22 protein-coding genes, 1 pseudogene and 1 riboswitch are annotated in these 25,373 nt (G+C 61.3%); of the genes and pseudogenes, 16 read left to right on the top strand and 7 right to left on the bottom strand.

Annotated elements, in window-relative coordinates; translation table 11 throughout:
- Positions 1–10 precede the first annotated feature (10 nt).
- The 4 genes and pseudogenes from EH240_RS39640 to panB form a co-directional block, all read right to left on the bottom strand.
- Positions 11–247, bottom strand: a complete 237-nt coding sequence (locus EH240_RS39640; protein WP_281035118.1) for a helix-turn-helix domain-containing protein — start codon at positions 245–247, stop codon at positions 11–13.
- Complete coding sequence (locus EH240_RS39645; RefSeq protein ID WP_281035119.1) at positions 240–605, bottom strand: autoinducer binding domain-containing protein; 366 nt, start codon at positions 603–605, stop codon at positions 240–242. Before EH240_RS39645 ends, EH240_RS39640 begins: the two co-directional genes overlap by 8 nt.
- Positions 606–700: 95 nt before the next feature.
- A complete protein-coding gene (gene panC, locus EH240_RS14515; RefSeq protein WP_124999274.1) occupies positions 701–1,612 on the bottom strand; it encodes a pantoate--beta-alanine ligase in 912 nt (303 codons plus the stop codon).
- A pseudogene (gene panB, locus EH240_RS14520) lies at positions 1,609–2,435 on the bottom strand (3-methyl-2-oxobutanoate hydroxymethyltransferase). The gene panC and the pseudogene panB overlap by 4 nt, the downstream one beginning before the upstream one ends.
- Positions 2,436–2,608: 173 nt before the next feature.
- On the opposite strand from panB, the gene EH240_RS14525 reads away from it, so the two are divergent.
- The 9 genes from EH240_RS14525 (at position 2,609) to EH240_RS14565 (ending at position 12,260) form a co-directional block, all read left to right on the top strand.
- Positions 2,609–3,577, top strand: coding sequence for an NUDIX hydrolase (locus EH240_RS14525; protein WP_124999373.1), 969 nt, complete (start codon positions 2,609–2,611; stop codon positions 3,575–3,577).
- A gap of 63 nt (positions 3,578–3,640) precedes the next feature.
- Positions 3,641–4,609: a quinolinate synthase NadA gene (gene nadA, locus EH240_RS14530; protein ID WP_124999276.1), complete on the top strand. Its 969-nt coding sequence runs from the start codon at positions 3,641–3,643 to the stop codon at positions 4,607–4,609.
- Complete coding sequence (locus tag EH240_RS14535) at positions 4,606–6,147, top strand: L-aspartate oxidase (protein ID WP_124999277.1); 1,542 nt, start codon at positions 4,606–4,608, stop codon at positions 6,145–6,147. Before nadA ends, EH240_RS14535 begins: the two co-directional genes overlap by 4 nt.
- 1 nt (position 6,148) lies before the next feature.
- Positions 6,149–7,030 (top strand): carboxylating nicotinate-nucleotide diphosphorylase, encoded by an 882-nt coding sequence (nadC, locus tag EH240_RS14540; RefSeq protein WP_206075266.1) that lies wholly within the window; start codon positions 6,149–6,151, stop codon positions 7,028–7,030.
- 206 nt (positions 7,031–7,236) lie between these two features.
- A complete protein-coding gene (gene bioB / locus EH240_RS14545) occupies positions 7,237–8,241 on the top strand; it encodes a biotin synthase BioB (RefSeq protein ID WP_124999279.1) in 1,005 nt (334 codons plus the stop codon).
- Positions 8,238–9,383, top strand: a complete 1,146-nt coding sequence (locus tag EH240_RS14550; RefSeq protein WP_124999281.1) for an 8-amino-7-oxononanoate synthase — start codon at positions 8,238–8,240, stop codon at positions 9,381–9,383. Before bioB ends, EH240_RS14550 begins: the two co-directional genes overlap by 4 nt.
- Entirely contained in the window at positions 9,380–10,018 is a 639-nt protein-coding gene (bioD, locus tag EH240_RS14555) for a dethiobiotin synthase (protein ID WP_124999283.1), read from the top strand. The genes EH240_RS14550 and bioD overlap by 4 nt, the downstream gene beginning before the upstream one ends.
- A complete protein-coding gene (locus EH240_RS14560; RefSeq protein ID WP_124999285.1) occupies positions 10,015–11,280 on the top strand; it encodes an adenosylmethionine--8-amino-7-oxononanoate transaminase in 1,266 nt (421 codons plus the stop codon). Before bioD ends, EH240_RS14560 begins: the two co-directional genes overlap by 4 nt.
- Positions 11,277–12,260 (top strand): beta-ketoacyl-ACP synthase III, encoded by a 984-nt coding sequence (locus tag EH240_RS14565; protein ID WP_124999287.1) that lies wholly within the window; start codon positions 11,277–11,279, stop codon positions 12,258–12,260. The genes EH240_RS14560 and EH240_RS14565 overlap by 4 nt, the downstream gene beginning before the upstream one ends.
- Positions 12,261–12,515: 255 nt before the next feature.
- Here the strand turns inward: EH240_RS14565 and hemN are convergent, their stop codons facing one another.
- Positions 12,516–13,850, bottom strand: a complete 1,335-nt coding sequence (gene hemN, locus EH240_RS14575; protein ID WP_124999289.1) for an oxygen-independent coproporphyrinogen III oxidase — start codon at positions 13,848–13,850, stop codon at positions 12,516–12,518.
- Between the two features lie 419 nt (positions 13,851–14,269).
- Here hemN and EH240_RS14580 point away from each other — a divergent pair, with 419 nt between their 5' ends.
- Positions 14,270–14,638: a hypothetical protein gene (locus EH240_RS14580; RefSeq protein ID WP_124999291.1), complete on the top strand. Its 369-nt coding sequence runs from the start codon at positions 14,270–14,272 to the stop codon at positions 14,636–14,638.
- A 46-nt stretch (positions 14,639–14,684) separates the two neighbouring features.
- Here EH240_RS14580 and EH240_RS14585 read toward each other — a convergent pair whose 3' ends face one another.
- On the bottom strand, positions 14,685–15,917 hold the full coding sequence (locus EH240_RS14585; protein WP_124999293.1) for an IS110 family RNA-guided transposase: 1,233 nt from the start codon (positions 15,915–15,917) through the stop codon (positions 14,685–14,687).
- 1,229 nt (positions 15,918–17,146) lie between these two features.
- On the opposite strand from EH240_RS14585, the gene EH240_RS14590 reads away from it, so the two are divergent.
- The 3 genes from EH240_RS14590 to EH240_RS14600 all read left to right on the top strand — a co-directional run bounded on the left by EH240_RS14590 (position 17,147) and on the right by EH240_RS14600 (position 20,839).
- On the top strand, positions 17,147–18,301 hold the full coding sequence (locus tag EH240_RS14590; RefSeq protein WP_124999295.1) for a porin: 1,155 nt from the start codon (positions 17,147–17,149) through the stop codon (positions 18,299–18,301).
- Between the two features lie 463 nt (positions 18,302–18,764).
- Positions 18,765–18,968, top strand: a complete 204-nt coding sequence (locus tag EH240_RS14595) for a hypothetical protein (RefSeq protein WP_124999297.1) — start codon at positions 18,765–18,767, stop codon at positions 18,966–18,968.
- A 326-nt stretch (positions 18,969–19,294) separates the two neighbouring features.
- A complete protein-coding gene (locus EH240_RS14600; protein WP_124999299.1) occupies positions 19,295–20,839 on the top strand; it encodes a Fic family protein in 1,545 nt (514 codons plus the stop codon).
- A gap of 604 nt (positions 20,840–21,443) precedes the next feature.
- On the opposite strand, the gene EH240_RS14605 is transcribed toward EH240_RS14600, so the two are convergent.
- Complete coding sequence (locus tag EH240_RS14605; protein WP_124999301.1) at positions 21,444–21,749, bottom strand: hypothetical protein; 306 nt, start codon at positions 21,747–21,749, stop codon at positions 21,444–21,446.
- A 401-nt stretch (positions 21,750–22,150) separates the two neighbouring features.
- Positions 22,151–22,267, top strand: a riboswitch (TPP riboswitch).
- A 105-nt stretch (positions 22,268–22,372) separates the two neighbouring features.
- On the opposite strand from EH240_RS14605, the gene thiC reads away from it, so the two are divergent.
- From thiC to thiS, 3 genes are read left to right on the top strand one after another with little or no spacing between them, the layout of a single operon-like run.
- The gene (gene thiC, locus EH240_RS14615; RefSeq protein ID WP_124999306.1) at positions 22,373–24,208 is read left to right on the top strand and encodes a phosphomethylpyrimidine synthase ThiC; all 1,836 of its coding nucleotides are present in this window, start codon (positions 22,373–22,375) and stop codon (positions 24,206–24,208) included.
- The gene (gene thiO, locus EH240_RS14620) at positions 24,205–25,206 is read left to right on the top strand and encodes a glycine oxidase ThiO (RefSeq protein WP_124999308.1); all 1,002 of its coding nucleotides are present in this window, start codon (positions 24,205–24,207) and stop codon (positions 25,204–25,206) included. Before thiC ends, thiO begins: the two co-directional genes overlap by 4 nt.
- A complete protein-coding gene (gene thiS / locus EH240_RS14625) occupies positions 25,175–25,372 on the top strand; it encodes a sulfur carrier protein ThiS (protein WP_124999310.1) in 198 nt (65 codons plus the stop codon). The genes thiO and thiS overlap by 32 nt, the downstream gene beginning before the upstream one ends.
- Position 25,373: the final 1 nt, after the last annotated feature.

Genomic DNA, 25,373 nt, shown 5'->3' on the forward strand with positions numbered 1-25,373 from the left:
GGCTGATATCTCAGGCCGACTTGCCGCGCGCCGCCCATTTCAGGCATTCGAACTCCCGCTGGGTGAGCGTTATGCCATCCCCTACGCAATCTTCGGCGAGCCGGCGGCGGGCGTTGATATGAAAGTTGATTGCCAGCAGCTGCAGTGCTTTTTCGTAATCTGTTAGTGACCGCAAAAGAGGCGGACGGGACTGGTCGGAAGCGAAGGTCAGTGCCGCAAACCGGCCGCGATGGTCATGGTCATGCATGGAGACCGTCAATCTGCCGCGAATGCCAAACTGAGCTGCTTTTCCAGAATTTGTTGCCGCGAGGCCGGCAGATTCTCCGAGTTCGATCCAGGCCCCAATCGAAAGTATCCCAGCCTTGCAGCCCGCGCAGGATCACCGGATCATGGCTGTGGTAGCGCAGTTGCATATAGTGTGATGTCCAGGATGAAGGGTAGTTCGAAATCAATCGCGGCGTGTCGCCGGAGGCCGACGGGTAAGTGAAATAGGCGAAGAGCGGAAAGTCGAAGCCTTCTGCGGCGGATGCCATTGCCTCGTGGAGATCGAGAGCATCGACGCTTGCACAGAGTTGCTCGACGAAGTTTTCAAATACGCGGTGCATCTGCGCTTTGCGTAACCTCCGCAATGTTGCTTGCCAGGCGGAGTCCTCGGTCTAAACGATTACGCATCGATGCGACGCGTACGATTTCGTCGCCATCATCGCCGCAATTGCTTTGCTCCTTCTACTTCAACAGAACGCTGCGAATCTGGCCAATTACCAATCGGTGATGTTGCGACGTTGTCGATGAGCCGTGTGTCGCCAAGCCAAGCCGCGACAAGCAAGCGTGCCGGTCGATCAAGGCTTGCCATCGATTGCAGGTCTGTTTCCCCCCGAAGCTCCAGGTATTCGACCTCGCGATACCCTGCAGCCAGAATCGCTGCACGCGCTTCATCAAGCGTTGGTAAGACGGGAGAGCCACGCGCAAGCCGCTCAGCCGTATCGAGCAAGACCGATGCTAGCTTCGGCGCAATGGTGCGTTCCGCTGGCGAGAGCCGGAGGTTGCGCGATGATAGCGCAAGACCATCGGCTTCGCGGACTGTCGGATAGGGGACAATGGTAATCGGAATATCCAGGTCCTGGACCATGCGCCTGACAAGCTGCAGCTGCTGGAAGTCCTTCTCGCCAAAAAAGGCGAAGTCAGCGCTGGTCTGCAGCAAGAGCTTGGCCACGACCGTCGCCACGCCATCGAAATGGCCGGGCCGAAACGCGCCGCACAGGCCTTCGCTGATGGCGGATACCGAAACCGTCGTGGCGAAGTCCGCCGAATACATCTCCTCTGCATCCGGCACATAGAGCAGATGCGCTCCCAGCGGCACGAGCTTGGCAGCGTCTTCGTTTTCCGTCCGTGGATAGGCGGCAAGGTCGGCGGCATTGTTGAACTGCTTGGGGTTGACGAACAGGGTCACGACCACCCGCTCGGCTCTCTCAAGCGCGGCGCGCACGAGGCTCAGATGCCCCTCGTGCAAGGCCCCCATGGTCGGAACAACGGCGATACTGGCGCCTGAGCGACGCCATCCGGCAACAACAGTGCGGAGCTCGGCAACGGTTCGAACGATGGGCACGCTCATGCGACGTCTCCGGCCTTCGACGCGTTGGCGAAGAGATGTTTGACCGCCGGAAAGCTCCGCTCCCTCACATCGGCGGCGTAAGCGGTAATCGCCGCCTCGACCTGGTCACCGAACTCGGCGTAGCGCTTGACGAATTTCGGCCGGAAAGAGGTGAAGAGCCCGAGCATATCGTCGCTCACCAGAATCTGGCCGTCGCGGGCTGGTAAGGCGCCGATGCCGATGGTGGGGATGGTGATCTCCGCGGTTATCTGCCGCGCAAGCTGTTCTGGTATCTTTTCGAACACTGCGGAAAAGGCGCCGGCCTCCGCGACCGCGATTGCATCGCGCCTGATCCACTCGGCATCGTCTCCCCGCCCCTGGACCCGGTAGCCCCCGAAAGTGTTGATCGCCTGCGGCGTCAGGCCGATATGGGCCATGACAGGCACGCTGCGGGCGACGAGGAATCGGATGGTCTCGGCCATGATCTCGCCGCCCTCGAGCTTCACCACTGCACAACCGGTCTCCGCCATCAGGCGCGCAGCGTTGCGGAACGCTTGCTCGGGGCTTTCCTCATAGGAGCCGAACGGCAGGTCGAGGACCATCAGCGCCTGCTCCGCGGCGCACGGCCTGGCCGTGCATGATCATCATGTCGAGGGCGACGCCCGGCGCCGACGACAGGCCGTGCGGTACCATACCGACGCTGTCGCCGACGAGAATGATAATGTCGATTGACCAGCCTCGCGACCGGCGTGGTGTAGGCCCTCAGGCAGACGAGTGGGATCTGGCCCTTCCATACGCGAATATCCGGAGGTTTAATTTCCTTTGGATCATCAATTGCGCTCACCCACTCCTCCTTCCCTAGCGTTACCCGCCGCGGGTGTCGCGTTTCGCATATTTTTGTGCAAGTGCGAAGAGCTAAAAATCGGCGCGCAGATCTGCGGTGTTGACGTGCGGCGAGCCACGATTACACTAAATCGATTAAAGCGCGCCGAGCTGGGGCCAACCACTTTCGCGAACATGCATCATCAGGCAAAAGGAACCAGGAAAGACAGAGTTGCCATCAAGGCCGACGAAGCCAAAGTGGACTTGATCGCTGTTGTCGTTGCGGTCAATGACATTGAACCCTGTGTCCTGACAATCGGGCAGGCAGACATCCTGCCTTCTGGTCCATTTGTGCTCGAGCACCGATCGCTGCAATCCGGTTTGAGGGGTTGGGTCGAGCAGCAGACCGGCCACCCGCTGGGGTACATCGAGCAACTTTACACCTTCGCCGATCGGGATCGCATCGGTGCCGAGCGCCAGCAGCGCGCCATCTCCATCAGCTATCTCGCATTGACTCGCAAGGAACAGGCCTCGGGCTCGTCCAAGTGCGGCTGGCAAAGTTGGTATGACTATTTTCCATGGGAGGATCACCGCTCCGGTGCGCCTCCGGTGGTGCTGGATGTTCTGCGACGGCGCTTGATGGAATGGGCAGACGCAGCCGGCGACGCGGCCAAGCGACGCGAACGCCAGCAGAGGGCGGCGATAGCCTTCGGTTTCGACGACCGCCGTTGGAATGAGGAGCTCACGCTTCAACGCTATGAGTTGCTCTACGAAGCACGCCTGGTCGAAGAGGCTAGTGGCGGGCAGGATGAGGCTCCGCCTGCAGCCGTGTCTGGCAAGGCAATGGTTGCTGATCACCGCCGCATCCTGGCGACAGGGGTTGCGCGGCTACGTTCGAAGATCAAATACCGGCCAGTCGTATTCGAGCTTATGCGACCGACTTTCACGCTGCTCCAGTTGCAGCGAACCGTGGAAGCTTTGGCTGGCAGGCTGCTCAACAAGCCGAATTTCCGCAGGCTTGTTGAGCAGCAGGAGCTTGTCGAGGAAACCGGCGACACTTCCGTTGACACCGGGGGGCGACCTGCAAAGCTCTATCGTTTCCGCCATGCAGTCCTCGATGAAAGGGCTATTGCTGGGACGAAATTGCCGCTGGCGCGGGCTTGACAACCTTATAGTCAAGGTAGACATATTCCCTTATTGTCAGATCGAATATAATCGGAGGGGCTGATGACTGGGGCTACCGCCGCCGCCCTGTACGAGCGCGTTCGGCGGGTGATACCGCCCGTCGAATGGCCGACTTTCGTCGAAGATATCGAAGCCATCCTTGCCCTGAAGCGCGAGCGCAACGCCATCATCCTGGCGCACAACTATCAGACGCCCGAGATCTTCCATTGCGTGGCCGACATCGTCGGCGACAGCTTGGCACTGGCTCGCAAGGCTGTGACGGCCGAGGCACAAATCATCGTGCTTGCCGGCGTTTATTTCATGGCAGAGACCGCGAAGCTGCTTAATCCGAACAAGACGGTGCTCATCCCAGACCTGGGTGCCGGCTGCTCGCTGGCCGACTCGATCACGGCACAAGACGTGCGGCTGATGCGACAGCGCTATCCGGAGATCCCGGTTGTCACCTACGTTAATACGTCCGCCGCCGTGAAGGCCGAATCTGACATTTGCTGCACCTCGGGCAACGCCAAGGCGGTGGTGGAATCGCTTGGCGTGCCGCGCGTGATCATGCTGCCTGATGAATATTTGGCGAAGAACGTCTCCGCCGAGACGAACGTCGGGATCATCGCCTGGAAGGGTCATTGCGAGGTGCATGAGCGATTCACTCCGGCCGACATTCGCGAACTGCGTGCTGCACATCCAGGTGTCGTCGTGCTCGCCCATCCCGAATGTCCGCCCGACGTTGTCATAGAGGCGGATTTCTCGGGGTCGACCGCCGCCATGTCGGATTATGTCGAGCGGGAGAAACCGCCGCGTGTGGTGTTGATGACGGAATGTTCAATGAGCGACAACGTCGCGGTCGCGCATCCCGACGTCGAGTTCGTTCGCCCCTGCAACCTTTGCCCGCATATGAAGAGCATCACGCTCGCCAACATTCGCTCCGCGCTCGAGGAGAACCGGCACGAGGTCCGGATCGATCCGAGGATTGCCGGTCCCGCCCGCCGGGCGGTCGAGCGCATGCTTTCCATATGAGCCTCGACGTTCACGACATCGCCGGGGCACCGGTCGTCATCGGCGCCGGCATCGCCGGTCTGATGACAGCGCTTTTTCTGGCGCCGGAACCGGTTGTGCTTGTGTGCAATACGCCGCTTGGAACCGGAGCCTGCAGTGAGCTCGCCCAGGGCGGCCTTGCGGCAAGTCTCGGCGAGGACGACGACCCCGGATTTCACCTTTGCGACACACTCGCGGCCGGCGACGGGCTCTGCGACGAGGCGACGGTGCGGCGGGTGGTCCGAGCTGCACCCGAAGCGGTTAAGACTCTTGAGCGATTCGGCGTCGCATTCGACCGCTACCCTGACGGCGCGTTACGGCTCGGGCTAGAGGCGGCGCACTCGCAAAGGCGGATCGTGCATGCCGCTGGCGACGCCACCGGTCGCGAGCTGGTCCGCGCACTCATCGCCGCGGTGCGGCGTACAGCCTCGATCACCATCCTCGAAAACATGGAGGCTCGCCGGCTGATCGTGGATGACGGGTCGATTATCGCTGTGGTCGCGGCCGGGCGCGCTCGGGCAATCGCCCTGCCCACGCGCCGCGCGGTGCTGGCGAGCGGCGGCATGGGCGGGCTGTTTTGCGATACGACAAACCCGCCTGGCTCATGTGGACACGGGCTAGCGCTCGCCGCCTGGGCCGGGGCGGAGTTCGCCGACTTGGAATTCGTACAGTTCCATCCGACCGCCCTCGATGGTCCGTGCCGGCCGATGCCGCTGGTGAGCGAAGCTGTGCGCGGCGAAGGCGCGGTGCTCATCGATGAGCGAGGACAGCGCTTCCTCGCTGAAACGCCTGGCGGCGAGCTTGCGTCTCGCGACGTGGTTGCGCGCGCGGTTTGGCACCAGCTTGCGGTCGGACGCCGCGTGTTCCTGGATGCGCGACAATGTCTCGGCCCGAGATTCGACAAGCGCTTTCCGCGCATCGCCGAATTGTGCCGGGGCGCAGGCATCGATCCCGCGACCGACCCGATCCCCGTGCGCCCGGCGGCACATTATCACATGGGCGGCATTGCCGTAGACGCCGCCGGTCGCAGCTCAGTCGATGGATTGTGGGCCTGCGGCGAGGTCGCATGTACCGGCCTGCACGGCGCCAACCGCCTCGCCAGCAACTCGCTCACCGAAGCGGCAGTCACCGCGAGCTGGGTTGCTGAAAGCGTTGCGGGCGCATCGCATACCCGGCGACGGCGCAAATGCTCCACGCTCGTGCCTCCACGGCCAGACGCTTCCGGCATCCGCCCGGTCGTCTCCGCCGCACTCGGCATCATCCGTGACGGGGAGACGATGCGCGAAGCGGTGGCGACCCTGCTGCCGATCGCAACTCACAACAGCGCTGGGTCTGGACCGGCTTTGGTCTCACTGATGATCGCGATCGCGGCCCTGCGGCGGGAAGAGAGCCGCGGTGCGCACTGTCGATCCGATTTCCCCGGGCGCGATGCAGACGCGCGCACGTCGCGGCTGACACGGCACAGCGCAATGCAGGCCGCCGCCGCACTGAGTTGTCGGGCACCGATAGGGAGCACCTGATATGATTTCGTTCTCACCCCTTCCCTCGACCCTGATCGAACCGATCGTGCGCGGTGCCCTTCTCGAAGACCTGGGCAGATGCGGCGACCTGACCAGCGACGCAGTGATCCCCCATGATTGCACGGCCACGTTGGTGATCAAATCGCGACAGGCGGGTATTGTTGCCGGGCTCGATCTGGTCGCGTACGCCTTCCTGCTCGTCGAGCCTGAGATCGACATGGAGATCTGGCGCCCTGACGGCAGCGATGTCGGGGCGGGTGAGACCATCGCGAAGCTGTGCGGGCCGGCGCGGGGCCTGCTCACGGGCGAGCGCACGGCGCTCAATTTCCTGTGCCGCCTGAGCGGCATTGCCACTGCCACAGCGGCAATGGTCGAGGCCGTACGTGGCCACAAGGCGAGGATCGTGTGCACACGAAAGACGACGCCCGGCCTGCGCGCGTTGGAGAAATACGCCGTACGCGTCGGTGGCGGTGCCAATCACCGCTTCGGGCTCGATGACGGCGTGCTCATCAAGGACAACCACATCGCGATCGCCGGCGACATTCGCACCGCGATAGAGCGGGCGCGCGCCGCCGCGGGCCACATGGTGAAAATCGAGGTCGAGGTCGACTCGCTGGAACAGCTCGATGTCGCGCTCACGGTTGGAGTCGACGCGGTGCTGCTGGACAATATGTCGATCGAGGATCTTGCCCGCGCCGTGGCAATAGTCGGCGGCCGTACAATCACCGAGGCTTCCGGTCGGGTGACACCGAAAACGGCTCCGGTGATTGCGGCGACCGGTGTCGACCTCATCTCCATGGGGTGGCTGACACACAGCGCGCCGATCCTCGATATCGGCCTGGACATTCCGGCTCACGGAAACATCGGCACTCGGTTGAACTGATGGAGACGGAATGAAGAGCAATGAAGTCCGGTGCTGCGCGCCGACGCAGGAAGGTGTGCAAGCGAGCCTGTACCCCATGAAGATGCATCCTTCAACGACTTGCGGTCCAGGCGCATCGCGCTGATCGAGGGGTCATCGCAGACCAAGGCTCGCCGGTCGACAGACTCCTGCGCACGCTCGCGGACCAGTAACAAAGGCTTTTGACGATGACGATTGAATTGAACGCGGACTCCGACGTGAACCTGCCCCTGATCGACGGAGCGCTACCCCGGTGGAACCGCAAAGAGGCCGAGGCTATCCACGGCATGCCGTTCAATGACCTGCTCTTCCTGGCTCAGACGATCCACCGCCAGAACTTCGATCGAAACCGGGTGCAGCTGTCGCATCTGCTCAGCATCAAGACGGGCGGCTGCCCCGAGGATTGCGGCTATTGCAGCCAGTCTGCGCACTATGAAACGGGCCTAAAAGCGTCGAAGCTGATGGAGGTGCAGCGCGTCATTGCCGAAGCGACCAAGGCGCGTTACGCCGGCGCCACCCGCTATTGCATGGGTGCCGCCTGGCGCGGTCCGAAGGAGCGTGACATGGGCGCCGTGGTCGCCATGATCGAGGGCGTCAAGGCGCTCGGCATGGAGACCTGCATGACGCTCGGCATGCTCGATTTTGGCCAGGCGCAACGCCTAAAGGCGGCAGGCCTCGACTACTACAACCATAACATCGACACCTCCGAGCGCTATTACGGCGAGGTTGTCTCGACCCGTAGCTTTGCCAACCGGCTGGAAACGCTTGGCCACGTGCGCGAGGTTGGCATGAAGGTGTGCTGCGGCGGCATTGTCGGGATGGGAGAGGAAAAGGCTGACCGCATCGACATGCTGGTCACGCTCGCCAACCTGCCCGAGCCGCCGGAAAGTGTGCCGATCAACATGCTGATCCCCATCAAGGGCACGCCGCTTGCCGAGGCCGAACCCATCGATCCGATCGACTTCGTCCGCACCATTGCACTGGCCCGCATCATGATGCCGAAATCCTATGTGAGGCTGTCCGCCGGCAGGACGGCGATGAGCGACGAGATGCAGGCGCTGTGCTTTTTTGCAGGCGCCAACTCGATTTTTGTCGGCGACACGCTGCTGACGGCGGACAATCCGGGCGAGGACAAGGATACCCTTCTGTTCCGGCGTCTCGGCATCGAGCCGATGCAACGCGGGGCGAAATGAACGAGCCACCACTTGCCCGCTATGAGGCGACCTTGCAGGGACTGGCGCGCAAGGACCGGCTGCGGACGCTTGCGCCGCGCGCCGGGCTCGACTTCTCGTCCAATGACTATCTCGGGCTTGCTGCCTCCAGGAGACTTGGCGATGCGGTAGCCGCGGCCATCGCGCGCGGCACGCCGGTTGGCGCCACCGGCTCGCGGCTTCTGCGCGGCAACGCGCCGGAACATGAGGCGCTGGAGGCAGACGCGGCGGCGTTCTTCGGGGCCGAACGCGCGCTGTTGTTCGGCAGCGGCTACATCGCCAACTTCGCCCTGCTGACCGCTCTGCCGCAGAAGGGCGACCTTTTGATCCTCGACGAGCTCGCCCATGCCAGCATGCATGAGGGGGCACAGGCCGGACGCGCCGCGTTCAAGCTGGCTGCCCACAACGACGTCGATGCTGTCGAGGATGCGATCACGCGCTGGCGCGCCGAAGGCGGCATGGGGCGCGTGTGGATCGCGGTCGAAAGCCTTTACAGCATGGATGGCGATTGCGCGCCGATAGACAGCCTGGTCGCGCTAGCCGACCGGCACGAGGCATTCATCGTCGTCGACGAGGCGCATGCCACCGGCGTGTGGGGGCCGCACGGCCGGGGACTGGCCGCCGCGTACGAAGGCCGCGACAATATCATCGCGCTCCACACATGCGGCAAGGCGCTCGGCGCCTCGGGTGCGGTCGTCACCGGAGCGCGAACGTTGTGCGACTATCTCGTCAACCGTTGCCGGCCATTCATCTACGCCACCGCGCCATCGCCGCTGATGGCGGTCGCGGCGCGCGAAGCGCTGACTATTGTGTCCAACGAGCCGATGCGCCGTGTCCAGTTGCATGAGCGCATCGGCTTCGCGGGCCGCCAATTGGCTGAGCGCTGCGACGCGAAGCCCAGCCGTTCGCAGATCCAGCCGTTTGTCATTGGCAACGTTGGGCGCACCATGGCGGCGGCGGCGGCACTGCAGGCGCGCGGCTTCGACGTTCGCGGCATTCGTCCGCCGACCGTGCCCGAGGGCACATCGCGCCTGCGCATTTCGCTGACGCTCAACGTCGACGAAGCCGAAATTGTCGCCATGATCGAGGCGCTGGCCGAGGAATGGGAGCGCGCCAAGGCATGAGCAGGACCTTCGTCGTCACTGGTACGGATACCGGTATCGGCAAGACTGTGTTCGCAGCCGGCCTGACCGGCCTGCTCGACGGTATTTACTGGAAGCCGGTGCAATCGGGCATCCGGGAAGAGACCGACAGCGAGGTTGTCTCCCTGCTCGCCGGACTGCCCCTCGATCGGGTATTGCCGGAAGCCTGGCGCCTCAACGAGCCGCTCTCGCCGCACCGCGCCGCTGAGTTGGACGGGGTGGAAATCGACGTTCAGACCCTCACACTGCCCACGACCGACCGGCCGCTCGTCGTGGAGGGCGCCGGCGGGCTGATGGTGCCGATCAACAGGCGCGCGCTCTACATCGACGTCTTCGCGCAATGGCGTGCGCCAGTGGTGCTCTGCGCCCGCACGGCGCTCGGCACCATCAACCACACGCTGCTCTCAATTGAGGCACTGCGCGCCCGCTCCATACCGTTGCTCGGCATCGCGTTCATCGGCGACAGGATGGTCGATACGCAAAGGACGATCGCCGAAATGGGCAAGGTGCGCGTACTTGGTCGTCTGCCGCGTCTCAATCCATTGTCGCCCGGAACGCTTTCCGCAGCCATGCAGGCTTCATTCAACGTCGCCGATTTCAGGGGAATCCGCGCATGAGCCGCTCCGCTGTTTGGCATCCATTCACCCAGCACGCGCTCGAGCCGGCGATGCCTGAAATCGTGCTGACTGAAGGCGCCTATCTCCACAAGGCCGACGGCTCCCGCATCCTGGACGCCATTTCCTCCTGGTGGGTCGTCACCCATGGCCACCGCCATCCCCGCATCATGAAGGCCATCGAGACGACCGCGTCGAGCCTCGACCAGATCATCTTCGCTGGCTTCACCCACGAGCCGGCCCAAAGGCTGGCCGAAGCGCTTGTCGGCCTCGCTCCCTCCGGTCTCGACCGGGTGTTCTATTCCGACAGCGGCTCGACCTCGGTCGAAGTCGCGCTGAAGATGGCGCTCGGCTATTTCCGCAACATCGGGGCGCCGCGTTCGCGCATCGTCGTCATGGAGCACAGCTACCATGGCGACACGATCGGCACGATGAGCGTCGGCGCCCGCGGCGTGTTCAACGCCGCCTACGAACCCTTGCTGTTCGAAGTCGACACCATCCCCTTCCCGGCCGCCGGGCGCGAGCAGGAGACGCTGGATCGGTTCGAGGCCGTCAGCCGCGACCGGCGCGCCGCCGCCCTGATCGTCGAGCCGCTCGTGCTCGGCGCCGGCGGCATGCTGATGTATCCGGCCTGGGTTCTCACCGAATTGAAGAGGATCGCCGAGGCCTCCGGCACGCTCTTGATCGCCGATGAGGTGATGACCGGCTGGGGGCGTACCGGAACCATGTTCGCCTGCGAGCAGGCCTCCATTTCTCCGGACATCCTGTGCACCTCGAAAGGCCTGACCGGTGGCGTCATCCCGCTGGCTGCCACGCTCGCCACCGATGCCATCTTCCAGGCCCATTATTCCGAGGACCGGAAGAAGACGTTTTTCCACTCGAGCTCTTACACCGCCAATGCGATTGCTTGCGCGGCCGCACTTGCCAATGTCGAGATCTGGCAGGACGAACCGGTGGCCGAGCGGATCGCGGCCTTGAGCGCGATGCAGGCCGCCCGGCTTCGGCGCTTTGGCGACAATGCCAACTTCACCGACTGCCGGGCGACCGGCACCATCGTGGCTCTCGACCTGCGCGCCGGCTCAGCCGGCTATCTGGCCGAGATCGGACCAAAACTGCGCACGTTCTTCCTCGACCAGGGGCTGCTTGTGCGCCCGCTTGGCAATGTCCTTTATCTTCTCCCACCCTATTGCATCACCGGAGACGAGTTGGACGGACTCTATGACGCGATCGAGGAAGCCGGCGAACGCTTCAGTTCAAGACCATGAGCCGGTCGTCGCGCATTCTCGGATTTGGTCATCATGCGCCTGGTCGCAAAGTGGCGAATGCCGAGATCGAGAACAATCTTGGGCTCGAACCTGGCTGGATCGAACGGCGTACCGGAATTCGTTCGCGCTTCTGGGCAACAGACGAAGACACGCTGTCGGGCCTCGCCACGCAAGCCGGCGACATGGCGTTGGCGGGCGCCGGCATCGACCGAAGCGACATCGGTCTTTTGTTGCTTGCCACCTCGACGCCCGACCATCTTCTGCCGCCAAGCGCACCGCTGGTCGCACATAGACTGGGACTGGGTAGCTCCGGTGCGATCGATCTCACCGGCGCCTGCGCCGGTTTCATCTATGCGCTAATGTTCGCTGACGGATTCACCCGCCTGCATGGCAAAGCAAGCCTTGTCATTGCCGCCAACATCCTCAGCCGTCGCATCAATCCAGCCGAGCGCGCCAGCGCCGTGCTGTTTGCCGATGCCGCCGGCGCCGTGGTGATTGGCCCCGGTGACAACCCGGATCGGGGGATTCTTGGTGCTTCGGTGGATTCTGACGGCTCGCGCTACGGGCTGATCCAGATTCCCGCCGGCGGAAGCAACACCCCGTTCCATGGCGACCTCGACATTGAGCAGACACGGATGACGATCACCGACGGCCGTGAAGTGTTCGCCAAGGCCGTGGAGATGATGACCGCCTGCTCGCAGGACGCGCTCACTGCTGCCCGAATGCGCCCGCAAGCCATTGATCGGTTTGTGCCGCATCAGGCCAATGCACGCATTTTCGATGCGGTCGGGAGGAACCTCGGCATAGCAGGCCACGCAATCGTCAAGACGATCGCCGACTACGGCAACTCTTCCGCTGCGACGATCCCACTGTCGCTCTCGCTGGCCGATCGGGCGGAGCCGTTTCGGCCGGACGAGAAAGTCCTCTTAGCGGCAGCGGGTGCGGGTCTCAGCGGCGGCGCGCTTGTCATCGGCATCTAACGAACGACGGCTGCAGAAGTGACATCAAAACTGGCTATGTGGGATAGGAAACGGAAACCAATGCGAAAAATGGTTGCCGGCAAGCTGCATGCGATCCAGTTCACCGAAGGGAACCTCGACGATCACGGTGCTCAATAACGCTGGACCCTGACCACTGCGAAGCAGCCGGGACCCTGCCCAGCTTTGGAAAAAGAATTCCGGTGCGCGGATTGCGACCTAAGTCATTCTCGGCGAGTGTCGCCACGCTGGCTGCGCTTACGCAGCTACCCGGTCAAGAAAAGCATCGAATGCGGCAGCAACAGCGCGAATCACAAACCGATGCTTCTGCCGCACGCGAATGAGACCCTTTTCGACGTCCACTATCCCATCCTCAGCCAGAGTCGCCAAGCGTTCAGCTGAACCGCGAAAACGGATCGGATCAAATTCGTGGGCGGCACAGATTGCCGGCACATCGGCCTCCAAATCGCACATCAGCCGTTCGATGATTGCAGCTCGCACGCGGTCTTCGTCAGTGAGACGGTAGCCCTTTGACGTCGCCAGACGGCCTGCTGCGATGTGCCGGGTGTAGCAATCCCGTGTAACCTCGTTCTGGACGTAGCCCTCGCCGATTCGGCCAATAGCCGACGCGCCTAAACCGATCAGCGTCTTGCAGGTGTCCGCCGAGTAACCTAGCGAGTTGCGCCGCAGGCGACCGATCTTCTGCGCCAGCGCGAGCTCATCGTCCGGCAAGGCGAAATGATCGAGCCCGATCTCTTGGTAGCCGCCGGCAACCAATGTATCGGCGACGGCCGCAGCCTGTTCGGCGCGAGTAGTGCTGTCCGGGAGAACTGCCTCCTTGATGAGACGTTGATTCTTTATCATGGACGGAATGTGCGAGTAGGCGAACACCGCAAGCCGGTTGGGGCGCATGGCTACCGCCGCTGTCGCGCTCTGGACGCAGGACTGCACCGTTTGGTGCGGAAGACCCAACACAAGGTCGAAATTGATGCGGCTTATTCCATGCCGGCGCAGATTTTGGACGGCAGCCGCCGTCTGCGACTCACTCTGGACCCGGTTGATCGCTTTTTGAACAATGGGATCGAAGCTCTGCACACCGAGACTCGCGCGGTTCACGCCGGCTGCGGCCAAGGCTTCGGCCATCTCGTCCGTAAACGTGCGCGGATCGATCTCGACTGCGACGGCGGTCGTTTTCCTGAACGCGAAACGGCGGCGCAGGAAATCCATGGTGGCCAAGAACTCCGCTGGCCCGATGAGGGTCGGGGTTCCGCCGCCAAAATGGACGTCGCTCACGGGCAGCGGCTGCGGCGTTTGCTCCGAGACCAAACGGATCTCGTCACGCAGAACCGACAGATAATTGAGGATCGGCGCATCCTGGCAGGTGATGGTGGTAGGGAAGCCGCAATACCAGCACAGCGATCGGCAGAACGGAATGTGTAGATAGAGCGATACGGAATCGTCGGCCGGTAGGAGGTTCAGCCATTCCTGATAAGATTCGGCGCCGACCGCAGCGGAGAACTCCGGCACAGTCGGATAGATAGTGTACCAAGGCAGGCGGGCCTCGCGATATTTTGTCAGGATTGATGTCTGCAAAGCTACAGCTCCGTGCGATGACGACCGTTCTTATCGCTGCACTCGCCTATGTCCTTGCGCTATGTCAGTCCGTTCCGCTTTTTTCGCCCGAAACTTGTGTTGCGCCATTGTCACGCGGGCCATGTCACGTTATCTGCCGATCAATCTTCGATGGATGGCGATGGCATGATCAGCTGGCCGGTCACTTGCGAGCGCTATCAGTCTCCCACCAAGACCATCGCCACACCGTTCGACTATACTTCAGCTCGAGCTCGGCAGCCGATTAGGAAGGTACGCTCGCTGGCTGATTCGATGATGCCGTCGTATAGACATCTCTGACCTCTCGATGAGCTCATGGTCTCCGTTGTCGGCAGAAGCATTAGCTGCAGCCCCTTGGTCAGGACGGGGATGAGCTCGACGAGATTGTCCAGGCCACCGCAATGTTCGAGGCTGCAAGGCCCCAGCTGACCCGGTTACTGAAACCGAGGCTGCGCCAGGCGCACGATCATCGACAAATCGTGCTCCTATGGATCGGCAAGCGCCAGGTGACGCCGCGGGTCAAGCATCGCTCACAAAGTCTGACGGATGTATTTGACAAGGGTCGTTCTGCTCTTGGAAGCGTGGCTCTCAGGCATTCTGTTCCGACGGGCGGCAGAGACAGCGTCGCGCGCAGCAAGGTCAGGGCTGGCCGACAGGCCATCGCGCGGTATGCGCGGCTTGGCCTTGACGGAGCGAGCACGTCGCTATCGTTCGCCGCTACGGGATGGAACGGCGAAGCTGATTTTGCTACTCTGTCGCGGCTCGGGTGACCGCGTGGCGAAGAGCAGGGTCGAGGTTGCAACCCTGTCGCGCAGCCTATGATCGTCGCACCTCGTGTGCGGCGCCCGAGCGCCCCTTCGGCGATTGCTGTTTCCATGTGGCGACAAAGCGACGGTAGATTTCCTCGGCGTTGCCGATCGTTTCGCGCTCGCTGTCACGCACCGACTTGTTGCTGTAGGCGGCGGCGGATCCCTTTGCCCTGCCGCCGCGATGAGACGGATAGCCGGCGGTCAATTCCAGCCTTCGGAGCTTCCAATCCAGAAGCGCCGAGCGGCTCCAGGTGTAATCCTCGTCCTTGCTCAGCATGTGCCAGACGATGACCGCCAGCTTGCGTGCGGTCGCGACCGCGGCAACGTGCTTGCCGCGCTTGTCCCGGATGCGCATGAAGAAGGCGCGCAACGGACCAGGCACGCCGGAAATGACCCATGCGGCTTCAACCAGCATCGATCGTGCGTGGGCTCGGCCTTGTTTGGTGATGCGGCCGTGATAGGCCGGCTTGTCGCCGGACTGCCGAACCCGCGGATTGAGCCCGAAGTAGCTGACGAGCTTTTCCGGAGATGAGAACCGTTCAATGTCGCCGACGGCTGCCACGATACTCAGTGCCACCGTGATATCCACGCCGGTGATCGTCATCAGCCGCTTGACCCGTGGTTCCTGGAGGGCCGTCTGCGCAAGGCACTTATCAATTTGTGCAAGCTCGCCACCGAGGCGATCGAGTTCACCGGCATGGCGAAGGACGACACGCCGCTGATCCTCGGCGAGCGGTTGAGCCTCCAGCCAAGTCCTGCCGCGCTTCGAAAACAGCGTGCCTTTGTAGGGCGGGATCAGGTTGGCATGCAGAACCGAATGGATCCGGTTCTTGAGACGGGTCATCTGGGAAACTAGCTGTGTTCGTTCGGCCACCACGCGACGACGCGTCTCGGTTTCTTCGTCCGGCATCCAGACTTCAGGCAGAAAGCCGCTCGCGTGGAGCTTGGCCAGCACTGCGGCGTCGATCTTGTCGGTCTTGACCTTGGCCCAGGCGATGGCCCGAACCAAGATCGGATTTGCTATGACCACCCGGCCCACAAAGGGCGAGAGCAACCGGACGATCGCGCTCGTATTGCCTGTCGCCTCGATGACGATCTCGTCATCCGGCTTGAGCTTCGTGGCGAACTGCAACAGACGGCCGCGTTCGAGATCGATCCTCCCGGCATCCCGGATTTTGCCTTTCTCCAAGATTGCCATTTGAGCGAATGATCGGTGGACATCAAGGGCAATGATTCTCATTCCCGGCTCCTTTCTAGGGTCAGAAACCATGGGAGCCGGCGGGCTACACGACAACTACGGATCCGCGCTCGCAGCGCAACTGGGCAAGTCGAAGGGGCGGCCAGATAACAACTCGAGCTCGCAGCTCATCAGATATTTCGGCCTGCCCGCCATGCGTGCTCCCGACACCCCAATCCCGGTAGGTGGACGGTAGTTGATCCGTCCGTGCAGGGGAATGCGGATTGGCGCGTCGCGCCTATTCATGCCTGATAACAATCGCTTCGAGAATTCGCATGTGCGCATGTGCTGCTACAAAAACGGAACGGCCGATGCACGGCTTCCGATCCAGAGGCGGTTACGTGTCGATCTTCTCAGGCTTGCGAAATCACTTTGCCGGGACTGATTTGCAAGCTGGTGCACGGATCATGATCAGCGTCGCACCGACGAGGCGTGGCCGTCGGCCCCGACCATGCCGCTTACTGGCGCGGGCCGGCCTCCAAGAATCGCATGTCCCACCTCGCTCGTGAATACTATGTCGTGGTCGGCGGGGATCTCGTCTGACGTATCGAGCGGTACCGTCGAATGATGTCTCAATCCAGGCTCCAAGGCGATGTTGTCGCCATTGAACCAAACTGTCGCATACCGAACAAACGAGCCAGGTCCGAAACGTTTGGTTTTCGTGCTCTGCCTGAGCCTCAAGCAAGAAAGAAGGATGCGCGACGCGAAGGTACCGCCCAATTTCAGTGTCAGCGCGCAGCTACGTTTTCAGCATGGCACGTGACTTGCGCGGTCAACTTTGAAAAGCCGTTGTGACGGCCTGCACACAAATAGCGGAGATGACTATGGCTATGGCAATGGCTCAGAAGTGCTGAATTCCCCGGGACAACTGAAGAATTGACTGACGAGTTGCGTCGAACCCAGCGCGCCGAAACACGGGCGCCGCAGTTACATTGCGTCTTTTTGATCCACACCCATGTCGGCCTCTAGTTCTCACGTGGCGTAGGGACCAGGTATGGCTATTAATGTATGTCTCTGCATTTTCTCAAAAAGAAACTAGATTATCTAGATAATGGCAACTATCATCTTGGCATGCTCAACTAAAGTTTCTCCTGAGCAATTTAGCATGAGTTATAACGTATATCCATGCCGAGAAGTACCAGTGCGATACAATTCTTCTCCGATCATGGAAATGATGAATGGTTCGCTCTTTGACGTGCACCCCCTGTCTAGTCTTTGAATAGAGGTCAAGAATGAGCATCAAGAGCCTTCTTCTCGGCTTCGCTTCAGCCATAATCGCAGTTTCCGGTGCGCGCGCCGCCGACGCCGTCGTCGAGCTGGAACCCGCTGAATACGTCAAGATCTGCGACGTCTATGGCGCTGGCTATTTCTACATCCCCGGCACCGAAAGCTGCCTGCGCATCGGCGGCTATGTCCGTTATGACATTGGCGTCGGGCACGTCGGCTCGAATGACGGCGCAAGAACCTCAGCTGTGAGGACTGGCGATCATCGGGGAACATGGCGAAACAACACGCGCTTCGCATTCAAAATTTGGACAGGCCAGGAGACCGAACTCGGAGCTTTGAAGACCCATTCCGAAACCCGCTTCGACTTCGGGAACCGCAATTCGGGTCCCGACATTCCTCAGAACTATGCATCTAAAAGAGAGATCATGTTGACTTTCGCCTGGATCCAGCTTGGTGGCCTCCGGGTTGGCAAGGACTGGTCCGCCTTCGACACGTTTATTGGCTATGCCGGCAACGTCCTCAATGACATGACTGCTCCGTACGGCGGCCTAGATACCAACGCGGTTCAGTACTACTTCGACGCCGGCAACGGCCTTTCCGCTGTAGTTTCACTCGAAAAAGGCTCGGGCGTAGTGGGTAGTATCGACAGCTATGTTCCGCACGTGGTGGGCGGCGTGAAATACACGCAAGGCCGGGGCGCGATCACCAGCGTTGTCGCTTATGATAGCAATTACGGGTCGGTGGCCAGCAAGGTCCGCGTCGACGTGAATGTCACCAGCGAATTTTCACTATTCGCAATGTTGGGCTACGGTTCCAATGGCAGGCTCAACGATGGCTCCAGTAACGTCATCGACGCCCATGGTCGTGGTTTCTACAAGCAGTGGGGCGGCAACTGGGCCTTCTGGGCCGGCGGCACTTATAAAGTCACCGAGAAAAATTCGTTGAACCTTCGGTTCTCGGGTGATCAGATCAAGAACCATAGTGTGGCTGCAAACGTCGCCTATACCGTCGTTGCAGGTTTTACGGCCACGGTCGAAGTCTACTACTACCACTACGGCAATTGCGGCGTCGGCATGGTCGACACTTCCAACGTGAATTGGACTGACGCCGAAAAAAAGAACAGCGTCGGCGGCACCATCCGCTTCCAACGCTCATTCTAATGGAAACAAAAGCTGCACCTCGGAGGCGCATAGAGAGGCGCAACATTCGCCGGGAAGCGCTTGTCCTCCTCCAAAGAGGACCGCCATGATCGGCGACCAAACCAAACGTATTTGCGTGACCGCGACCGAGTGTCGGGCCAGGTAGAATATGAGGTCGGCCACTTTGCGAGGAAACTCCAGCTCAGGTCGGACGGCTCATCATCAACGGGTCGGCAAACCGCACGACGTTCGAGCGCGAGGCGAGACCGCTTGCAAGCCCTAATAACACGGGAGCAGTCATGAGCAGCACGGGCGTTGTTAAACTGGCCGGAGCCGTCAAGTGCGGTCGTGGCGACAGACAAAAGGAGCAGGATGTTGCGCCCGAAGAAGCTGGCGGCCGTACCCACGCATTTGAGCAGCAAAGGCATGGTGTTCACCGCCAGGGAGCCGTCACGAAGACTTGGGCAGAGGAAAGGAAATTACCATGGCATCAACCGCAGCCTTGATCTGGTATCTGGTAGTCGCCGGTCCGCAGGGGGGGATAGTCGTGTTGCCTAGCAACTTCGACACGCGTGAACAATGCGCTGGCGCCATCACCGAGTATCAGAAACAGCCAACGTCGGCCGGTTGGTCGCTGCAGTGCGTGCCAAGCGCGTCATTTTTCGCCGACAACGGGTCGGCGGACTAATATAAGCACCGGGGGGCGTCCGGCAAGATGGCCATCTGCATGGTGGCTGCGCTTTCTACAACCACCAGCCAGTGACGCTTAACGCTCATGACGGGGTTCCGATATCGCGTTCTCGTAACTGGGTGCGCGATCGTTTTGAATACCTTCTGGCAGGCAGAATCCGGGGAATTTCTTCATTTCCTGATCTGACGAGTCGCTCTTAAGCGATGAATTTAGGATCGATTTTCGTAAAAATTCGAATTGCGGCCTCAATTTTCATGAACTAGGATCATTGTTCAGAGTTTTTGGCCTAGTTGGCCAAAATTCGACAGGAAGGTTCGATTTTCATGACAGAGTCGTATCAGCACCAATTTTCAGATGCTGTTATCGTTTTTCGGGAAATGCGCCTTCCTGAGCCGGCGACCCCGGCCGGCTATAGTGCCCTGATAAGTGCCTACAGGCTCGCCGTGCCCTTGCCCCGTACGTTGTCCGCCACTGGCGAGCATCATCGCATTACCGAAAGGGATGGCTGGCGGATCATGACGCCCCGTCATGCCCCACACCCAACCCTCGAAGGTCACCTGACCTTCGCGCTCAAATACGAGGGGCTCGACCTTGCCGTCCTCAAGCGGCTGTTCCAGGTGACCGGTCCCGCGCCGATCGAGGCGCTGGTCCGTGAAAGCCCGACCGGCAGTTACGCCCGCCGCATCTGGTTTCTATATGAATGGCTGACGGGCGCGCGTATCGATCTGCCGGACGCGGAGGCCGGACGCTATGTTCCGGTTCTCGACCCCGAGCTGCAGTGGCCTGGACCCGAGAAGACCGCTTCGCGCTACCGCATAAGAGACAATCTTCCCGGCACGCCTGAGTTCTGCCCTCTGGTGTTCCGCACTAAGAATCTCGAAAAATTCATCAACCTTGAACTACCGCGGCGTGCGGAAGCAATGGTGAAGGACGTGCCGCGCGACATCCTTGCTCGGACCGCCGCCTTTCTTTTGCAAAAAGACTCGCGATCAAGCTACGCGATCGAGGGCGAGCGCCCGCCGCATGATCGCATCCAACGTTGGGGCCGCGCCATCGGCGAAGCCGGCCGCCAACCGATCGATCGCGATGAGCTGCTGCGTCTGCAAAGAATTGTACTCGGCGACCCCCGCTTCGTAAGACTGGGCTTGCGAAAGGAAGGAGGCTTCGTCGGTGAGCATGACCGAGACAACCGCATGCCCCTACCCGATCACATCAGCGCCCGGCCCGAGGACCTGCCGCGGCTAATCGATGGAATGGTGGCCTTCGATCAAGGCCCCGCGCGAAACCTTGATGCAGTCATCGCCGCCGCAATCCTCGCCTTCGGCTTTGTCTATATCCACCCATTCGAGGACGGAAACGGCCGCATTCACCGCTACCTAATCCACCACGTTCTTGCCATCCACGGCTTCAATCCGCCGGGAGTGGTCTTTCCGGTCTCGGCCGCGATCCTGGACCAGATCAACGAGTACAGGGGCGTGCTCGAGAGCTATTCGCACCGTCTTGTGCCGTTGATCGAATGGGAACCGACGCCGCAATTCAACGTCCGGGTGCTGAATGACACCGGTGATCTCTATCGATTCTTCGATGCAACCCTGCACGCCGAATTCCTCTATGCCTGCGTTCAGCGGACGATCGAACGGGACCTTCCCGAGGAAGCCGCTTTTCGGCAGCGCTACGATCAATTCCGGCAGCAGGTGGACGCCTTTATCGACATGCCCGAGCGGCTGACTGATCTGCTCTTCCGCTTCCTGCACCAGAACGGTGGACATCTGTCAAACCGCGCGCGCGAAAAGGAATTCGCTGCGCTGACCGATGACGAGGCAGGGCGAATCGAGGCGATCTACGCGCAAACCTTTGGTGCCAACTGAAGCATGGGTCATCGTAAGTAATACGAAAGACCTAATTTAATCTACGTTTGGCCTTCTTCTGACCTAAACCGCTTCAAGGCCCCTTTGGCGACTGTTTTATGATGATGCGCTTGGGACCAATGCAGGCCTTAAATCCAGCCGCCAGCAAGAGCCTGGCAAATTTTGTTTTTCTTTTTCGAGGAAATTCATTCCTGCATGGGCGCTCTCCTACTCGAGTAATCGACTCAACTAATTTAGTTGTGTCTAGTTAGCCATTCTCAGTCCTACCTTCAGGACATCAGAGCCAGCGGCCACGGGGACCCTTACCCGTCATCGTTGCTGCGCGTTTTCTTTTGGCGTGGGCCAGGCTCGCAAACGGCCAGGTTGTCGAGGGATGTACCACGGAGTAGCGCATGTGCAGGCTGAGACCTTCGTCCATTCAGGACAAGATCAAGTTCAGTTGTTCTTGCTCTGGATGGACCTGCTTCGCCGCAGGCAACGAATTCGATCCGCTCGCCGACCTGGCACGCTTCCCATGGAACGCCGGCAATTCGAGCAGCTTCCCCTCCGTTCCGCGTTTAGCACTCCGACTGGCTTTGGCATCACCGGACGGCCAGGAGGTGCATCACGGCGCAGATGCCGTCCATGCCGTTTCGTGGTCGCTGTCCTGCAATGCTGGGGCGATCTTCCAACCCGTAGAGTCGATGATGATAATGTCATCGGGAGAAAAAGCGTCATTGCTGAGGGTAACCCTTTCCACCGCCTTGCCATGATCGATCTTCTGCCAATGTCCGGCGCGCGGCCTGGCGATATCATGATAATCACAGGCCTGCGCGACATGCTGGTCGCGGATGCCGAACTCGCGCGCGATCTCCGTCATAGGTCTCGACCAGACCAGTTCGTAAAGCGCGGTACGGTTCATCCTTAGCATGTCGTGTTTCCTCTGGATCGCGGACCGGCTGCAGCAGAACGTTGGATGTCGATCTGACGGGTTCGCAATTTTTCGTGCGCTACGGCATTTCAGCAGATACGATCCTGCGTCTGTCAGGGCGATCTCGCTCGAAGCCGCTTCCCTCGCATCGCGGCAGTTGTCTCAGTCAGTGGAGTGCCAGACTTGCGGAAGAACATCTGGGTTCGAAATCAAACCTCTCCCTCGTCATAGGTCAAGGGTGGCTCCGTCGCCAGTTCGATCCCCACTCACGGTTCACGATTTGTGGACACGATGTCTTGATCGACCAGGATGTTGAACTTTTAGCTGGGCCGGATTTCGGTTGATCAGCGACTGCGGGCCGAACGCGGCTTGACAAAGCAGCGCCGGCCCGTTCAAGTCCAAGCATTCACCAGGGGAGTCCCGGCAAGGGGCTGAGATACTGCTTGCTTTCGCGGCGCAGTGACCCGTTGAACCTGATCCAGTTCATACTGGCGTAGGGACGGTGCAAGCGCTTTGCGGGAGTTCACGCCCGAAGACCTGTTTCCAAGCAGGTAGATCAAAGCGTCTTTTCATCCTTCCGGCACAGAACTGGGTCTCCAATGCATGAGCAACGGAGCCTCAAGATGAATGCCCTCACCCCAGCCGTCTCGACGGGACCGCTGCCTGCCTCACGGAAGATCCATAAGTCCGGCGTCCTCCATCCGCACATCAAGGTGCCGATGCGCGAAATCTCCGTCCATCCGACGGCCGGCGAGCCACCCGTCACCGTCTACGATCCGTCAGGCCCCTACACCGACCCGACTGTCGAAACCAGCATCGAAAACGGCCTTGCCCGGCTTCGCCACGAATGGATCACGTCGCGCGGCGATGTCGAGGCCTATGACGGCCGCCATATCCGGCCGGAAGACAATGGATTTGCGGTGGGCGAGCGCCTGACACCGGAATTTCCAGTCCGCAACCGACCGCTCAGGGCCAAGGCCGGCAAGGCGGTGACACAGCTTGCCTATGCGCGCGCCGGCATCATCACGCCCGAGATGGAGTTCGTCGCCATCCGCGAAAACCTCGGCCGGGAAATCGCCCGCGGCAAGCTGCCGCGCGACGGCGAAAGCTTCGGCGCGGCCGTTCCCGATTTCGTCACGCCGGAATTCGTGCGCGAAGAAGTGGCACGCGGACGAGCGATCATTCCAGCCAACATCAACCATCCCGAGGCTGAGCCGATGATCATCGGCCGCAATTTCCTGGTGAAGATCAACGCCAATATCGGCAATTCGGCGGTCACCTCCTCGATGGCCGAGGAAGTCGAAAAAATGGTCTGGGCGATCCGCTGGGGCGCCGATACGGTGATGGACCTGTCGACCGGCCGCAACATCCACAACATCCGCGACTGGATCGTGCGCAATGCGCCGGTGCCGATCGGCACGGTGCCGCTCTATCAGGCGCTCGAAAAGGTCAACGGCATTGCCGAGGACCTGACATGGGAGGTCTACCGCGACACGCTGATCGAACAGGCCGAACAGGGTGTCGACTACTTCACCATCCACGCCGGCGTGCGCCTGCACTACATCCCCCTGACCGTCGACCGGGTCACGGGCATCGTCTCGCGCGGCGGCTCGATCATGGCCAAATGGTGCCTCCACCATCACAGGGAGAGTTTCCTTTACGAGCATTTCGCGGAAATCTGCGACATCTGCCGTGCCTATGACGTGTCCTTTTCGCTCGGCGACGGCCTTCGTCCGGGCTCCATCGCCGATGCCAACGACGCGGCGCAATTCGCCGAACTGGAAACGCTCGGCGAGCTGACGAAGATCGCCTGGGCCAAGGATTGCCAGGTGATGATCGAGGGGCCCGGCCACGTGCCGATGCACAAGATCAAGGAGAACATGGACAAGCAGCTCGCCGTGTGCGGCGAGGCGCCATTCTATACGCTTGGACCGCTGACGACCGACATCGCGCCGGGCTATGACCACATCACCTCAGGTATCGGTGCCGCCATGATCGGCTGGTTCGGCACGGCCATGCTCTGCTACGTCACGCCGAAGGAACATCTCGGCCTTCCCGATCGCAACGACGTCAAGATCGGCGTGATCACCTACAAGATCGCCGCCCATGCCGCCGACCTCGCGAAGCGGCATCCAGCGGCGAAAGTCAGGGATGATGCCCTTTCCCGCGCGCGCTTCGAGTTCCGCTGGGAGGACCAGTTCAACCTGTCGCTCGATCCCGAAACCGCGCGGTCCTTCCATGACCAGACCTTGCCCAAGGAGGCGCACAAGCTGGCGCATTTCTGCTCGATGTGCGGGCCGAAATTCTGCTCGATGCGCATCTCCCACGACATTCGCGCCGAGGCGCAGAAGGAGGGGATGGCGGCGATGGCGGCGAAGTATCGCGAGGGCGGCGATCTCTACGTGCCGGCGGACGAGACCGGCGCACCGCTCATGCCACAGGCGCATGAGCCATCATGAGGGTTCTGGTCAAAGGGGCCGGTGTCGCCGGCCTCACCGCTGCCTTCGAACTCGCCATCCGCGGCGCGGCGGTTACAGTTGCCGAGGCAAGAGATGCTCTTGGCGGCAATGCGTCGTGGTTCGCCGGCGGCATGCTGGCGCCATGGTGCGAGTGTGAAAGCGCGGAGCAGCCAGTGCTGGATCTCGGACGCGATGCCGCCGACTGGTGGGATGCGGTACTGCCGGGTCAGGTGACACGGGCCGGAACACTGGTCGTGGCCGCGCCGCGCGATGCGGGCGAGCTCGACCGGCTCGCCAGCCGCACCTCGGGTCATCGGCGTGTCGATGAAGATGAAATCGTGTTGCTCGAGCCCGACCTCGCCGGCCGCTTCCGCCGCGGACTGCTCTTCCCCGACGAAGCCCATCTCGACCCGCGTCAGGCGATGGCGGCATTTTATGACAGGCTGGCGGCGATGGGCGTCGAGTTCCACTTCGGCGCCGACGCTTCGGCTGTTTCCGGTTTCGATCGCCAGATCGAATGCACGGGAATGGCGGCGGGCGATGACCGACTGCGCGGCGTTCGCGGCGAGATGCTGATCCTGAATACGCCTGATGTCTCGCTGTCGCGCCCAGTCAGGCTGCTTCATCCGCGCTTTCCGCTTTATACGGTGCCACGCACCGACCACCGTTTCATGATCGGCGCGACGATGATTGAAAGCCAGTCCGTCGGACCGGTCACGGCGCGATCGATGATGGAGCTGCTGGGTGCCGCCTGTGCGCTCCATCCGGCATTCGGCGAGGCCGAGATCGTTGAGGCCGGTGTCGGCGTCCGTCCAGCCTTTCCCGACAACCTGCCGCGTGTCGAGGCCCATGGAAGCACCGTCGCAATCAACGGGCTTTATCGCCATGGCTTTCTTCTCGCGCCCGCCATGGCGCGCCAGGCGGCCGAACTCATCTTCAGTCACGACAAACCCGTGGAGCTTGCTCATGAAACTGACCGTCAACGGCGAAGCGCTTGAGATTGATGCCCCAACGCTGGCGGCGCTGCTCGCGGCGCTTGACTACGAGGGCGATTGGCTGGCGACGGCCGTCAACAGCGACCTCGTGCACAAAGCCAACCGGGCGGAGTTCCAGTTGAGCGACGGCGACCGGATCGAAATCCTCTCACCCATGCAGGGAGGCTAGC

The sequence above is a fragment of the Mesorhizobium tamadayense genome (assembly GCF_003863365.1).
Classification (GTDB): Bacteria; Pseudomonadota; Alphaproteobacteria; order Rhizobiales; family Rhizobiaceae; genus Mesorhizobium; species Mesorhizobium tamadayense.

What these genes read in the sequence shown, in the direction of transcription:
- panC (WP_124999274.1), bottom strand. Translation starts at nt 1,612, where the DNA reads ATGAGCGTGCCCATCGTTCGAACCGTTGCCGAGCTCCGCACTGTTGTT.
- nadC (WP_206075266.1), top strand. Translation starts at nt 6,149, where the DNA reads ATGATTTCGTTCTCACCCCTTCCCTCGACCCTGATCGAACCGATCGTG.
- EH240_RS14585 (WP_124999293.1), bottom strand. Translation starts at nt 15,917, where the DNA reads ATGAGAATCATTGCCCTTGATGTCCACCGATCATTCGCTCAAATGGCA.
- EH240_RS14595 (WP_124999297.1), top strand. Translation starts at nt 18,765, where the DNA reads ATGGCATCAACCGCAGCCTTGATCTGGTATCTGGTAGTCGCCGGTCCG.
- EH240_RS14605 (WP_124999301.1), bottom strand. Translation starts at nt 21,749, where the DNA reads ATGCTAAGGATGAACCGTACCGCGCTTTACGAACTGGTCTGGTCGAGA.
- EH240_RS14580 (WP_124999291.1), top strand. Translation starts at nt 14,270, where the DNA reads ATGTTCGAGGCTGCAAGGCCCCAGCTGACCCGGTTACTGAAACCGAGG.
- EH240_RS39645 (WP_281035119.1), bottom strand. Translation starts at nt 605, where the DNA reads ATGCACCGCGTATTTGAAAACTTCGTCGAGCAACTCTGTGCAAGCGTC.
- bioB (WP_124999279.1), top strand. Translation starts at nt 7,237, where the DNA reads ATGACGATTGAATTGAACGCGGACTCCGACGTGAACCTGCCCCTGATC.
- bioD (WP_124999283.1), top strand. Translation starts at nt 9,380, where the DNA reads ATGAGCAGGACCTTCGTCGTCACTGGTACGGATACCGGTATCGGCAAG.
- EH240_RS14550 (WP_124999281.1), top strand. Translation starts at nt 8,238, where the DNA reads ATGAACGAGCCACCACTTGCCCGCTATGAGGCGACCTTGCAGGGACTG.
- EH240_RS39640 (WP_281035118.1), bottom strand. Translation starts at nt 247, where the DNA reads ATGCATGACCATGACCATCGCGGCCGGTTTGCGGCACTGACCTTCGCT.
- EH240_RS14600 (WP_124999299.1), top strand. Translation starts at nt 19,295, where the DNA reads ATGACAGAGTCGTATCAGCACCAATTTTCAGATGCTGTTATCGTTTTT.
- thiC (WP_124999306.1), top strand. Translation starts at nt 22,373, where the DNA reads ATGAATGCCCTCACCCCAGCCGTCTCGACGGGACCGCTGCCTGCCTCA.
- thiO (WP_124999308.1), top strand. Translation starts at nt 24,205, where the DNA reads ATGAGGGTTCTGGTCAAAGGGGCCGGTGTCGCCGGCCTCACCGCTGCC.
- thiS (WP_124999310.1), top strand. Translation starts at nt 25,175, where the DNA reads ATGAAACTGACCGTCAACGGCGAAGCGCTTGAGATTGATGCCCCAACG.
- EH240_RS14535 (WP_124999277.1), top strand. Translation starts at nt 4,606, where the DNA reads ATGAGCCTCGACGTTCACGACATCGCCGGGGCACCGGTCGTCATCGGC.
- EH240_RS14590 (WP_124999295.1), top strand. Translation starts at nt 17,147, where the DNA reads ATGAGCATCAAGAGCCTTCTTCTCGGCTTCGCTTCAGCCATAATCGCA.
- EH240_RS14560 (WP_124999285.1), top strand. Translation starts at nt 10,015, where the DNA reads ATGAGCCGCTCCGCTGTTTGGCATCCATTCACCCAGCACGCGCTCGAG.
- EH240_RS14525 (WP_124999373.1), top strand. Translation starts at nt 2,609, where the DNA reads ATGCATCATCAGGCAAAAGGAACCAGGAAAGACAGAGTTGCCATCAAG.
- nadA (WP_124999276.1), top strand. Translation starts at nt 3,641, where the DNA reads ATGACTGGGGCTACCGCCGCCGCCCTGTACGAGCGCGTTCGGCGGGTG.
- EH240_RS14565 (WP_124999287.1), top strand. Translation starts at nt 11,277, where the DNA reads ATGAGCCGGTCGTCGCGCATTCTCGGATTTGGTCATCATGCGCCTGGT.